The following is a 13,006-nucleotide window of genomic DNA, read 5'->3' as shown; positions in this document are numbered from 1 at the left end:
ATGTCGCCAGAGCCAGAGTATCAGGAGTGGCAGGACGTTATTGATTTGGTTGCGAGAGCAACGGAAGAAGACAAACATGGCATGTTGTTGACCATGTTAATGACTCCTGATGAAAGAGAAGCCATTCAAGCCCGAGTGAATATCTTTAATGAGCTGCTAAAAGGTGAACTGTCTCAACGGCAAATTAGCCAAATGTTAGGGGTCGGTATCGCAACCATCACCCGCGGTTCTAACGAACTGAAAAACAAATCAGACAAAGAAAAAGCGTCGTTAGAAAACTTGCTTAAAGAAGTGAAAAGCTAAACGTTACATATATCAGGCAGCAGATGCTGCCTTTTGTTTTTCACGGGAAGTAATATACAGAAAGCTATATATTGTCAGGGAAAAGCTCAGGATTGATGAATGGGATCAGCGCAAGAATTAATGCCTGGTGGTAGACCGAGCTTCGAGTCAGAACATTACCAGTTAGCAAGCTGATCGCCCCGCCTTTTTGTTTGATGTTATCCGTTCCGAAAGTGCTATCCATGACATCCCCAAGTTCTTTTCCAGCATGCACCTGTTCCACAACTTTTGGAGGGAGCGGAAGGCTAGATGAACGAGACTCCCCACGCTTATTCCCAGATTCAATCACCATCCAGGCAAAGGTGTCATTCCCTTCGTTACCCGCTTCTAACCCTACGTAAAAATGCGCGTTAGGCTGAGCAACTCTTGCATTCTTGACCCGGTTCAGCGCGCCTGTTTTGGTTTCCTGATTCGACATGGGCTGATCGGCAACTTCGCTGGGAACAGAGATTCCTTCGAATTCGAAATGTTCTTCTGGCAACGCTTCTGCAAACGCACTTTTTACCGCGTTGATTTTTGCTGGGTTCAAAGAGGCGACGACGACTTTTTTCATTTTTAGTTATTCCATGCTTCTAGCCAGACGCATACAGGTCTGCTTTCCATCCCTTTAACTGGTCAAGAGACATCGGCTGACCGAAATAGTATCCCTGCATATAATCGCATCCGCTTTGAAGAAGCCAGGTATGCATTTGCTGGCTTTCAACACCTTCTGCAGTGACAGAGATATTTTGCGAGTGGCAAAGTTCTATCAAAGGCTTGATTATATGCTGCTTATTGGACTCCAGCATAGCCAGCAGGAAACCGCGATCGAATTTAATTTTCTGGACCGGGTACTGAACTAACTGGGTAAAGGAGGTGTAACCTGAGCCAAAGTCGTCGATTGCCAGTTCAAACCCTTGAGAGGAAAGCTCATGAAGCAGTGGGTAGCCCTGACTTTCTGCTGCAAAGGTTTCAGTGATTTCAAAATCAACCTGATGATAAGGGATTTGGTATTGCTGAGCTTTCTGTTCAATGAACGTGGCAAGCTGGCAGGAGTCCAGCTCAGCAGAAGACAAGTTAACGGAAAGCTGTACTGGTTGATCAAACAAGCTTTGTATCTGATGGAAGTTGGAAAAGGCTTTTTCAATAACCCAACGATCTATAGTTTCAAAAAGCCCCGTCTGTTCTGCCAAGGGTATGAATTCAGATGGCTCTACCGTTCCTAGTTTTTGAGAGTTCCACCTCAACAAGGCTTCGACTCCCACCACTTTGGTGCCACTAGAATTCATATACGGCATATACACCAAAGAAAATTCGTCTTGATAATCCGCTCGGCGCAATGCTCGCTCAATACTGCTAATGCGTTGAACTTCTTTATCAAGTGCTTTGGAGTAGAAGGTGTATTGATTCTTACCTGCTCGCTTAGCCTGGTACATGGCGGTATCAGCATTAGAAAGCAGGTGTTCGATGTTGTCCCCGTCCATAGGGTAGGTGGCAACACCAATACTCACAGTAATGGGGAATGTTCCAACCGGAGAAATAAAGCCAGACTGCAATGGCTGAAGTATGCTCTGGCAGAAATGATGAATGATGGAGGTTTCCAGCTCCGAGCCTGAAATATAAACGGCAAACTCATCGCCCGACAGCCGAGAGGACAGAATTCTGACCTGATGCTTGGTAGCCATTCGTTCTTCCAGCTGGTTTAAGTTCTTAGCAAACTGCACAAGCAGTGCATCACCGATCTTGTGACCGTATTTGTCGTTCACAAACTTGAAGTTATCGAGATCGATATAGAGGATACAGTGCTTTTCTTCTTCATCGGTATCCTGCGTAAGTGCCAAGGCTTTCGCCACCTGAGATTGGAAATAACGTCGGTTAGCGAGTTTGGTAAGCTGATCCATCTCAGCCAGCTGTTTGGTCTTCTGATAGTTGTCTGCCAGGCTCTGATACATCTCATAAAACTTATGAGATAGATGACCAATTTCGTCGTCAGTGTCCAGACGTTGAATGTTTGCACGCTGGCGATTTTCAACTTCCCTGAGCTGCTTGGCTAATCGGGTAATAGGGAAAATAACGTAGCGATAGAAAAGCAGGATGAGCAAGGAAACGGTGATGAAAGAGGACATGCTAAAAGCGATAAGCAGTTTGAAGAGGATTTCACCGAGTTTGTTTTCTACAACGAAGCTGGAAGGGTCTAGCGTTGCCCATCGAGTTGGAGAGAGCTGGACGCTATGAGTGAGCTCTCGAGTGTGTGTCGGGGGTTCTGGTGCGTATGTCAGTACAGTCAGGTGCTCTCTTTCCAGTGCGTGCCTTAAGTTGTCGTATTCCGTGGTTTCTATCATGGCAACAACGACAAAGAAGTTTTCAGGGATAATGGCTTGTTTTGCTGAGGAAAATGTCTGTCTGTTGTATATATCATACTTTACTAATACTCCCCCCGCTTCCTTGTTAAACAGGTACTCCGTCTGAGACCAGATTCCATTTTGAACGCCTTGCTTTACAAAAGAGGCAATCTTTTTATCCAGCCAGGAATAGGGGTCGACCTGATTTTCAACGTAATAGGTAGTGCGAAACTGATTATCCAAGATGCCTAACGCAGCAAAATTCCCATTGTGTACAGTGAGGTCGGTAAGGGTCTGGTGCAGGCTTCGGCTGAGTTCGAATTCTCGATAGGGGTTGTGGGTGTCGTTGAAAAAGCTTCGAAGTACATCACTGTGGCTGAGTGTGTAGGTATAACTATTGAGAAAGTTGGCGGCTCTTGAATAATGGCTGGCAAGCTTCTCCATATTGAGCTGGATGGAGCTTTTCTCAAGCTTGATTAATGCCGTGTGCTGCCCGAGGTAAATGATATAACTTGATATTGCGGCACTGAGTACAACGACGGGAATTATTAAGAGTAAGGTTCGTTTGCTTAACTTCATTCTTTATTTTTACGTTTCATCAATGAATACGACCTACCCAAACTGAGGTAATGCGCGCTGAATAAGGTTGGGTTTTCACGCAATGCGGACGCTGAATTTTAGGAGCAACTTACCTTAATTTACTGGCTTTGTAGTGTGAGAAATGACTTAACTTTAAGAATTTGGGGGCGTTATTCGCGGAATATGCGTGTAAATGGAAGTAAGCTCACTCTTATATGAAAAGAGTGAGCGAAAGTGAAATTACATAGAATTTAGGGGGTTAAATGGGTTCAGTTTTACAATTAACCCAGAGAAACCTGAGTGGCTTCGACATTTTCAATTGGATAGCAACCCAGCACTTTCAGATGAGTGGTCAACTTGATCAACTCTGTGATGGCGCTGTCCATTTCATCGGAATCAAGGTGCGCTTCTAAATCGACATAAAACATTTCTTCCCACGGGTTACCCATGATTGGGCGAGATTCCAACTTGGTCATGTTGATGCCATAGCGTTGAAGTACCAACAAGCTTTCAACCAGAGAGCCAGCTTTCTGGGAAGTAGACATAATCAATGTCGTCTTCGCAGGAATTTGGGTCGAAACTTCCACGGGTTTACGTGCAACAACGATAAAGCGAGTGTGGTTTTCGGTTTGATTTGCAATATTTCCCTGAATTGGCTGTAACCCGTATAGCTTGCCACTTGATGCGTTGCCTATTGCGGCGACGTCTTTGCGATCCAATTCTTTTACTTTCTGCATGGCATCGGCAGTACTGACACAAGATTCAAGTGCAACGCCTTTCATTCTGGATAAAAATTCACTGCATTGCTGATGTGGTTGCGGGTGCGAATACAGGGTTTTTATGTCTTCTAATCGAACATCAGAAGTCGCCACAAGACAGTGCTCAATTGGCAGAGTAAGTTCACCAACGATATAAAGAGTAGTGTGTTGTAGTAAGTCGTAGACTTCATTGATGGAACCCGAACTGGTGTTTTCAATTGGTAATACACCATAGTCCGCGTGACCAGACTCTACCGTCGAAGCCACTTCTTTGAAGTGTTCGCAGTTAAGCTCAATCAACTCAGTATTCTTACGGCTGAAATACTGATGACTGGCTAGGTGTGAATATGAACCTTTTGCTCCCAAGAATGCGACGCGAGCTAATGGTTTACGGCTTTCACTTGGGTTAAGCAGGTTCTGTAAGTATGCCTGCTGAAGGAGCACCGAATCTTCAATAATGGTGTGAAAAATTTTGGTGATGTAGGGTGCATCCAATTGATATTTGTCTTTGCCGTTATTGATGAGCTTGACCAGCAGTTGTTGCTCACGTTTCGCGTCTCGCACGGGCTTTGAAGTTTCGACTTTGCTCTTTGCCACTTCAATGCTGAGTTCACGTCTTTCCGAAAGCAGCTTAAGAAGTTGGTCATCCAGTTGGTTAAGACGTAATCTGATAGCGTCTAATCTGTCTGTCATTTGATTATTATCCTTATTAAAAAAGCCTCCCGTTTGGGAGGCTTTCTGTTCGTTTTTGACTTTTCTTTCAGTAAACGACTTCTGCCCCCAATGCTAGGAGATAAAAAAGAAGTCAAAAAAGAACAGGTTAGTTGAACGCATAAATACTTTTCATTGGTGAGTGTTTATACACAATAAGCAAAGCGGCTATCTATCGTCAAGTAAAAAAAGTGACACCTATTGGTGCCACTTCTTCATGAATCTAAGTTGGGTTTATTCTGCCTCTTCCAATTCAGGCTTATTCGAATGGCTTGCACGCCTTGCGTCTGGTTTATGGCGCAGTTTATTCAGTTGTCTCTCTAGTTTTTGTTCTACTTCATTGACTGCGATGTACAGATCTTCGTGCGTTGCAGAAGCAATAAGCTGACCTTTTGGTACTGAAATAACGGCTTCAATCTTCTTCTGCTTATTTGGCTCTTCGCTGATGGTTGCCTGGCAACCAATGAATTCAACTTGCCACTTCTCTAGTTTTTTAAATTTACCCTCAATGTGATTACGGATGGCAGAGGTGATGTCGATGTTTTTACCAGTGATGTTTACTTTCATATTTGTTTTTCCTCTGTTTCGTCCCTCATGGGTTAACTCCAGATTACTTATTGGGCTCGAAAAGAATGTGATTAAGATCAATTTCTGTTTGAGGAAATTCAACTTCGAATACGAATGTGATCTCAGGCAAAAGGCTGATTAAATTCTGAAAAAAATGCTTGTTGAACAGAGAAAAGTGAGTAGATTGGTAAGAGTCAGCACGCTAAAAATACTCTATTTTTAGGGGCTCAGTACGATTCTCAAAACCTACCTGATTAATCTTTGTTCTAAGTTATTTTGTGAAGTGTGTCACTTTATAATCTTGTGCTTAATTTCCAGTGAATACAAAAAAAGCAGCCGAAGCTGCTTTCTAAAATTGTGCTGCCCTAAACAGGGTTCAATTCGATGAGTTGCTGTGTACGGTCAATCGCATCTTGCAGCCCCAGCATCTTGTATGCCTCTAACTGAATAAGCAAAGACTTACGCGCAGCTTCTGTATCAGGGAAGGTCTTCTGCAATTCCTGACAACGGTTGATGGCGGCGATCCACGCTTCTCGACGCAGATAAAAGTCTGCTGTTGCTAAATCGTATTCAGCCAAACGGTTTTTAAGCGCAAACATACGCTGCTGCGCATCTTCTGCATATGGGCTGTTCGGGTAACGTTGCAATAAACGTTTGAAATCTGTGAATGCCGATTTTACCGGTTCAGGATCTCGGTCAGAACGATCTACGTTGAATATATCGTGCATGAAGTTCCGATCCTGCGCCATGTGAGTTAAACCGCGCATGTACAAAACCCAATCTGATTTTTCATGTGTTGGGTTTAAACGGGTAAAACGAGCGATAGTCGCCAGCCCTAAAGCCAGATCGTTGTTTTTATAGTACGCATAGATCAAATCTAGCTGCACTTGCTCTGAGTAAGGTCCAAACGGGTAGCGTGAATCGAGGGCTTCCAGTTTGTCTATTGCGGTCCGCCAGTTACCTGTTTGAAGCGATACTTTCGCATCAGAGTACAATTCTGCTGGTGGCACATCAGGCACAACCTCTTTGCTGCTAGAGCATCCAACCAGAAGCCCTAAAGCCAATAAGCCCGACAATGTATGCTTTTTCATGTCCGCACTTCGTTCCTTACAGTAAATATTTCTTAGTGTCCGTTACTTTCTTTTCTGTTAACGGATACAATGACGCAATTCTATTATTTTATCCATACTAGTGGGTATTAGTCTCACGGTTTTTAAAAAAGTTCGATATGGCTCAGCAGATTGAATTAACAAGTACAGTAAAAGACAACCAATTAGGTCAGCGTTTAGACCAGGCGGTTGCAGAACTCTTCTCCGATTTTTCTCGTTCTCGACTTAAGGAATGGCTGAAAGAAGGAAAGATTCAAGTGGATGGCGAAGTTGTCACCAAACCTCGTTTGAAGGTGATGGGCGGCGAGGAAATCATTCTCCACGCAGAGTTAGAAGATGAAGAGCGCTGGGAAGCGCAAGACATTCCTCTGAATATCGTTTATGAAGATGACGACATTCTGGTCATCAACAAACCGAGAGATTTTGTCGTTCACCCAGGGGCGGGTACGCCTGATGGCACGGTTTTAAATGCATTGCTGCACCATTACCCAGACATCGCCGAAGTGCCTCGTGCTGGTATTGTGCACCGTCTTGATAAAGACACCACCGGTCTGATGGTGGTTGCGAAAACGGTTCCTGCCCAGACTCGTCTGGTTCGTGAACTACAAAAACGCAACATCACGCGTGAGTACGAAGCAATTGCCATTGGCCGTATGACTGCTGGCGGTATGATTGAAAAGCCAATTGGTCGTCACTCAACAAAACGTACCTTAATGGCAGTGAATGAATTGGGTAAACCTGCGGTAACCCATTATCGTGTTGCGGAACATTTCCGTGAACATACGCGTATTCGACTTCGTCTTGAAACGGGTCGTACCCACCAGATTCGTGTGCACATGTCTTATCTTCAGCACCCGCTTCTCGGAGATACACCATATGGTGGTCGCGCGCGAATTCCAAAAGGTGCATCTGAAGAGTTAACGGAGATGATCCGTGCTTTTGACAGACAAGCGCTGCACGCAGTGATGCTTCGATTCGCTCACCCGGTGACAGGTGAAGAGCTGGAATTCCATGCTCCCGTTCCTGATGACATGGTCGCAATGGCGGAAGCACTGCGCATAGATACTAAAGAGAATCCTCTAGACGACTATTAGTAAGAATTGATAGTAGTAAGAGACTAAAAGTATGGAACTGATTTATCCAAACTGGGATGCCCCTTTAAACGTCAAAGCTGTAAGCTCGACTCGCGTCGGCGGTGTATCGTCTTCACCTTACCGAGGGCTTAACCTGGGTACTCATGTGGGTGATGACGAGCGTTTGGTCGAAGAAAATCGAAATAGGCTTATATCAAAGGCATCGATGCCGACGTCTCCCGTTTGGTTGAATCAGACCCATTCCACTCTAATCGTAAATTTAGTGGAACCCACCGATAATATCCTAGATGGCGACGGTGCAGTCACCAATCAATCAGGTATCGTATGCTCAGCCATGACAGCCGATTGCTTACCTGTTCTATTAACTGACAGCCAAGGAACACAAGTTGCTGCAGTTCATGCTGGTTGGCGCGGATTGGCAGATGGCATTCTAGAAGAAGCGTTATCGCATTTCTCTGGCAATGTGATGGCGTGGCTGGGACCCGCAATCGGGCAAAATGCCTTTGAAGTAGGTGAAGATGTTCGGAGCGCGTTTAGCGATGTACTCCCTCGAGCGGTTGATGCTTTTTCTGCAGGAGAGCTAGAAGGTAAGTGGTTTGCTGACATGAACCAACTGGCAACACAAAGGTTAAATAAAGAAGGCGTTTCACGAATCTTTAAATCTGAACTTTGTACTTACAGCGATCCTCAACGTTTTTACTCCTATCGTCGCGATGGTATTACTGGTCGAATGGCTAGTTTTATCTGGCTTGAATAAAAAACCTCTCTTATTTAGCTAAGGAATGGATGTGCATCCACTTACTTAGTTTGCCCCCTTGAAATTGTCGAATGGCGTACCTATCTCCTAACCTAGTTAAAGAACAATAAAAGGTTGGAGGTTGTTATGCGTCTCGATCGTTTTACCAGCAAATTCCAGGTTGCTATTTCTGACGCACAATCCTTAGCACTCGGTCGCGATCATCAGTACATCGAGCCTGTCCATCTTATGGTGTCACTACTTAATCAGGATGGCAGTACCATTCGTCCACTGTTAACTATGCTAAATGTGGATGTGGTTCAGCTTCGCTCAAAGTTAAGCGAAATGATGGATCGCCTACCCAAAGTCAGTGGAATTGGTGGTGACGTTCAACTGTCATCGGGAATGGGTACGCTCTTCAACATGTGCGACAAAGTGGCACAGAAGCGGCAAGACGCCTATATCTCCTCTGAAATTTTCCTTCTCGCAGCTATCGAAGACAAAGGTCCTTTAGGGATCCTTTTGAAAGAGCTGGGCTTAACCGAGCCAAAAATCTCGGGGGCAATTGAAAAAGTGCGTGGAGGTCAGAAAGTAGAAGATCCTCACGCCGAAGATAAACGCCAAGCACTCGAAAAATTTACCATTGATCTGACTGAACGTGCGGAACAGGGCAAGCTAGACCCGGTAATTGGTCGGGATGATGAGATTCGTCGAACTATTCAGGTGCTTCAACGCCGCACCAAGAATAACCCTGTAATTATCGGTGAACCTGGTGTCGGTAAAACGGCTATTGTTGAGGGGCTTGCTCAGCGCATCATCAATAATGAAGTTCCGGAAGGGCTTCGCGGACGTAGAGTTTTGTCTCTGGACATGGGCTCTCTAGTTGCTGGTGCCAAATATCGTGGTGAATTTGAAGAAAGGCTGAAGTCTGTTCTCAACGAACTTTCCAAAGAAGAAGGCAATATCATTCTTTTCATCGATGAACTGCATACCATGGTAGGAGCCGGAAAAGGTGAAGGATCTATGGATGCAGGAAATATGTTGAAGCCTGCTTTAGCTCGCGGAGAATTGCATTGCGTAGGCGCGACTACTCTGGATGAATATCGGCAGTACATCGAAAAAGATCCCGCACTTGAACGCCGTTTCCAAAAAGTGCTGGTGGACGAACCTTCGGTGGAAGACACCGTTGCCATTCTTCGTGGGTTAAAAGAAAGGTACGAATTACACCACCACGTGGAAATTACTGATCCGGCTATCGTTGCGGCTGCAAGTTTGTCACACCGCTACGTATCGGACCGACAGCTGCCTGACAAAGCGATCGATTTGATTGATGAAGCGGCTTCGAGCATTCGAATGCAAATAGATTCCAAGCCTGAGTCATTGGATAAGCTGGAACGAAAAATCATCCAGCTTAAGATAGAGCAGCAAGCACTGGTCAATGAACACGACGATGCCAGCTCAAAGCGCTTAAAAGCCTTGAATTCAGAACTGGAAGAAAAAGAACGGGATTACTCTGAGCTAGAAGAAATCTGGAAAGCAGAAAAAGCGGCGCTTTCTGGTACTCAACATATAAAGAGTGAGTTAGAACAAGCGCGCATGGATATGGACTTTGCTCGCCGAGCTGGCGACTTGAACCGTATGTCTGAGTTGCAATACGGGCGTATTCCTGAACTAGAGAAACAGCTGGATCTGGCAACCCAAGCAGAAATGCAAGAAATGACGCTGTTGAAGAACAAAGTGTCAGACGCTGAAATAGCAGAAGTGCTCTCCAAGCAAACCGGGATTCCGGTATCCAAAATGTTGGAAGCGGAAAAAGAGAAGTTACTTCGAATGGAAGAAGTGCTTCATAAACGTGTGATTGGTCAACAAGAAGCCGTTGAAGTGGTGTCCAATGCCATTCGACGCAGCCGTGCGGGTTTATCGGACCCAAATAAACCGATCGGTTCCTTCTTATTCTTAGGTCCGACTGGTGTGGGTAAAACCGAACTTTGTAAAACCTTGGCAAGTTTCATGTTCGACAGTGAAGATGCGATGGTTCGTATCGATATGTCGGAATTTATGGAAAAACACTCGGTTGCAAGATTGGTGGGTGCACCTCCCGGTTACGTCGGTTATGAAGAAGGTGGCTATTTAACAGAAGCCGTTCGCCGTAAGCCTTATTCCGTTATTCTTCTGGACGAAGTCGAAAAAGCACATCCAGATGTATTTAATATCCTGCTTCAGGTTCTCGACGACGGTCGACTAACGGATGGACAGGGAAGAACTGTCGATTTCCGCAATACCGTAGTCATCATGACATCGAATCTTGGTTCCTCTCGTATTCAGGAGAACTTCGCGACCTTGGATTACGATGGAATGAAAGAAGAAGTAATGGAAGTGGTCAGCAAGCACTTCAGACCTGAATTCTTAAATCGTGTTGATGAAAGTGTGGTGTTCCATCCTCTGGGTAAAGAGCATATCAAGTCGATTGCTTCTATACAGCTCACTCGTTTAGGCAACCGAATGGCTGATAAGGGGTATGAGTTAGAAGTATCGGAGAAGGCGTTGGATCTTATTTCAGAAGTCGGCTTTGACCCGGTTTATGGTGCGAGACCTCTTAAGAGAGCGATTCAGCAGAGTGTCGAAAACCCACTAGCTAAAGCAATTCTCGCTGGAAAGGTGAATCCAGATAAGAAAGTCCAGCTATTAGTGAATAAGGACAGAATCATTGCCCACCAAGCTTAGATTCGAAAAGTGTGATTAGTAAAAGAGGGATTTATCCCTCTTTTTGCTTATTTGCAGCGCGCTTTGATGTAATTCTGAGCAATCAAACGCTCGGCATGAACTTTTTTCAAATTTGGGGTTGCGCCATTAAACGAAGTCCCTATAATGCCGCCTCGTTGTCACGGATTAATCGCGATAACAGGGCAAACTAACTGAGTTGAAAAAAGTGTTTGACACAACAACTTAACTGGCTAAAATGTCCGTCCGCTTTGAGAGAAAAGTTTCTCGAAAAGCCAAGTTCTTTAACAATATAGACCTATCAATCTGTGTGGGCACTCGTTGATGATAATCCAATTAGAAACTTCGGTTTCAAATTAGGTTTCAATGATACGAAGTGACCATTGAATCTTCGGATTCAGCACAGTCAATTCAAAACATTACTTTATGTAATGTTCAGTATTCATTGAGCCGACCAAAATCTTAAATTGAAGAGTTTGATCATGGCTCAGATTGAACGCTGGCGGCAGGCCTAACACATGCAAGTCGAGCGGAAACGAGTTGTCTGAACCTTCGGGGAACGACAACGGCGTCGAGCGGCGGACGGGTGAGTAATGCCTGGGAAATTGCCCTGATGTGGGGGATAACCATTGGAAACGATGGCTAATACCGCATAATAGCTTCGGCTCAAAGAGGGGGACCTTCGGCCTCTCGCGTCAGGATATGCCCAGGTGGGATTAGCTAGTTGGTGAGGTAAAGGCTCACCAAGGCGACGATCCCTAGCTGGTCTGAGAGGATGATCAGCCACACTGGAACTGAGACACGGTCCAGACTCCTACGGGAGGCAGCAGTGGGGAATATTGCACAATGGGCGCAAGCCTGATGCAGCCATGCCGCGTGTGTGAAGAAGGCCTTCGGGTTGTAAAGCACTTTCAGCAGTGAGGAAGGGTGTGTATTTAATAGATGCGCATTTTGACGTTAGCTGCAGAAGAAGCACCGGCTAACTCCGTGCCAGCAGCCGCGGTAATACGGAGGGTGCGAGCGTTAATCGGAATTACTGGGCGTAAAGCGCATGCAGGTGGTTTGTTAAGTCAGATGTGAAAGCCCGGGGCTCAACCTCGGAACTGCATTTGAAACTGGCAGGCTAGAGTACTGTAGAGGGGGTAGAATTTCAGGTGTAGCGGTGAAATGCGTAGAGATCTGAAGGAATACCGGTGGCGAAGGCGACCCTGGACAGATACTGACACTCAGATGCGAAAGCGTGGGGAGCAAACAGGATTAGATACCCTGGTAGTCCACGCCGTAAACGATGTCTACTTGGAGGTTGTGACTTGAGCCGTGGCTTTCGGAGCTAACGCGTTAAGTAGACCGCCTGGGGAGTACGGTCGCAAGATTAAAACTCAAATGAATTGACGGGGCCGCACAAGCGGTGGAGCATGTGGTTTAATTCGATGCAACGCGAAGAACCTTACCTACTCTTGACATCCATAGAACTTAGCAGAGATGCTTTGGTGCCTTCGGGAACTATGAGACAGGTGCTGCATGGCTGTCGTCAGCTCGTGTTGTGAAATGTTGGGTTAAGTCCCGCAACGAGCGCAACCCTTATCCTTGTTTGCCAGCACTTCGGGTGGGAACTCCAGGGAGACTGCCGGTGATAAACCGGAGGAAGGTGGGGACGACGTCAAGTCATCATACTTACGAGTAGGGCTACACACGTGCTACAATGGCGCATACAGAGGGCGGCCAACTTGCGAGAGTGAGCGAATCCCAAAAAGTGCGTCGTAGTCCGGATTGGAGTCTGCAACTCGACTCCATGAAGTCGGAATCGCTAGTAATCGTGGATCAGAATGCCACGGTGAATACGTTCCCGGGCCTTGTACACACCGCCCGTCACACCATGGGAGTGGGCTGCAAAAGAAGCAGGTAGTTTAACCTTCGGGAGGACGCTTGCCACTTTGTGGTTCATGACTGGGGTGAAGTCGTAACAAGGTAGCCCTAGGGGAACCTGGGGCTGGATCACCTCCTTATACGATGATTATTGCGATGAGTGTTCACACAGATTGGTACGGTTTATAACGTTAAGAGCAAT

Annotated in this window: 9 protein-coding genes, 1 rRNA gene and 1 other annotated feature; of the genes, 5 read left to right on the top strand and 5 right to left on the bottom strand. The window is 45.7% G+C overall.

Annotation, left to right across the window (positions count from 1 at the left end; translation table 11 throughout):
• Positions 1 to 303 carry a trp operon repressor gene (gene trpR / locus QMG91_RS14730; RefSeq protein ID WP_004397943.1) on the top strand — a complete coding sequence of 101 codons (303 nt, stop codon included), beginning with the start codon at positions 1 to 3 and terminating at the stop codon, positions 301 to 303.
• Between the two features lie 64 nt (positions 304 to 367).
• Here the strand turns inward: trpR and yjjX are convergent, their stop codons facing one another.
• The 5 genes from yjjX to QMG91_RS14705 all read right to left on the bottom strand — a co-directional run bounded on the left by yjjX (position 368) and on the right by QMG91_RS14705 (position 6,369).
• Complete coding sequence (gene yjjX / locus QMG91_RS14725) at positions 368 to 895, bottom strand: inosine/xanthosine triphosphatase (protein WP_281827359.1); 528 nt, start codon at positions 893 to 895, stop codon at positions 368 to 370.
• 19 nt (positions 896 to 914) lie between these two features.
• A complete protein-coding gene (locus QMG91_RS14720) occupies positions 915 to 3,242 on the bottom strand; it encodes a putative bifunctional diguanylate cyclase/phosphodiesterase (RefSeq protein ID WP_022610288.1) in 2,328 nt (775 codons plus the stop codon).
• Positions 3,243 to 3,523: 281 nt separating this feature from the next.
• Complete coding sequence (pheA, locus tag QMG91_RS14715; RefSeq protein ID WP_004397953.1) at positions 3,524 to 4,693, bottom strand: prephenate dehydratase; 1,170 nt, start codon at positions 4,691 to 4,693, stop codon at positions 3,524 to 3,526.
• A gap of 15 nt (positions 4,694 to 4,708) precedes the next feature.
• Positions 4,709 to 4,832 (bottom strand) — a sequence feature (Phe leader region).
• 113 nt (positions 4,833 to 4,945) lie between these two features.
• Entirely contained in the window at positions 4,946 to 5,278 is a 333-nt protein-coding gene (gene hpf / locus QMG91_RS14710; RefSeq protein ID WP_004397954.1) for a ribosome hibernation-promoting factor, HPF/YfiA family, read from the bottom strand.
• 365 nt (positions 5,279 to 5,643) lie between these two features.
• Positions 5,644 to 6,369 (bottom strand): outer membrane protein assembly factor BamD, encoded by a 726-nt coding sequence (locus QMG91_RS14705; RefSeq protein WP_004397955.1) that lies wholly within the window; start codon positions 6,367 to 6,369, stop codon positions 5,644 to 5,646.
• Positions 6,370 to 6,506: 137 nt separating this feature from the next.
• Here QMG91_RS14705 and rluD point away from each other — a divergent pair, with 137 nt between their 5' ends.
• The 4 genes from rluD to QMG91_RS14685 all read left to right on the top strand — a co-directional run bounded on the left by rluD (position 6,507) and on the right by QMG91_RS14685 (position 12,944).
• On the top strand, positions 6,507 to 7,481 hold the full coding sequence (gene rluD / locus QMG91_RS14700; RefSeq protein ID WP_004397956.1) for a 23S rRNA pseudouridine(1911/1915/1917) synthase RluD: 975 nt from the start codon (positions 6,507 to 6,509) through the stop codon (positions 7,479 to 7,481).
• Positions 7,482 to 7,512: 31 nt separating this feature from the next.
• Positions 7,513 to 8,238 carry a peptidoglycan editing factor PgeF gene (pgeF, locus tag QMG91_RS14695; protein ID WP_281827345.1) on the top strand — a complete coding sequence of 242 codons (726 nt, stop codon included), beginning with the start codon at positions 7,513 to 7,515 and terminating at the stop codon, positions 8,236 to 8,238.
• 126 nt (positions 8,239 to 8,364) lie between these two features.
• Positions 8,365 to 10,941 carry an ATP-dependent chaperone ClpB gene (gene clpB, locus QMG91_RS14690; protein WP_281827343.1) on the top strand — a complete coding sequence of 859 codons (2,577 nt, stop codon included), beginning with the start codon at positions 8,365 to 8,367 and terminating at the stop codon, positions 10,939 to 10,941.
• Between the two features lie 461 nt (positions 10,942 to 11,402).
• Positions 11,403 to 12,944, top strand: a 16S ribosomal RNA gene (locus QMG91_RS14685).
• Positions 12,945 to 13,006: the final 62 nt, after the last annotated feature.

Origin of the sequence: Vibrio nigripulchritudo (assembly GCF_027924785.1) — a bacterium.
Taxonomy (GTDB): Bacteria; Pseudomonadota; Gammaproteobacteria; order Enterobacterales; family Vibrionaceae; genus Vibrio; species Vibrio nigripulchritudo.
This window is presented reverse-complemented; position numbering and strand designations above follow the sequence as displayed.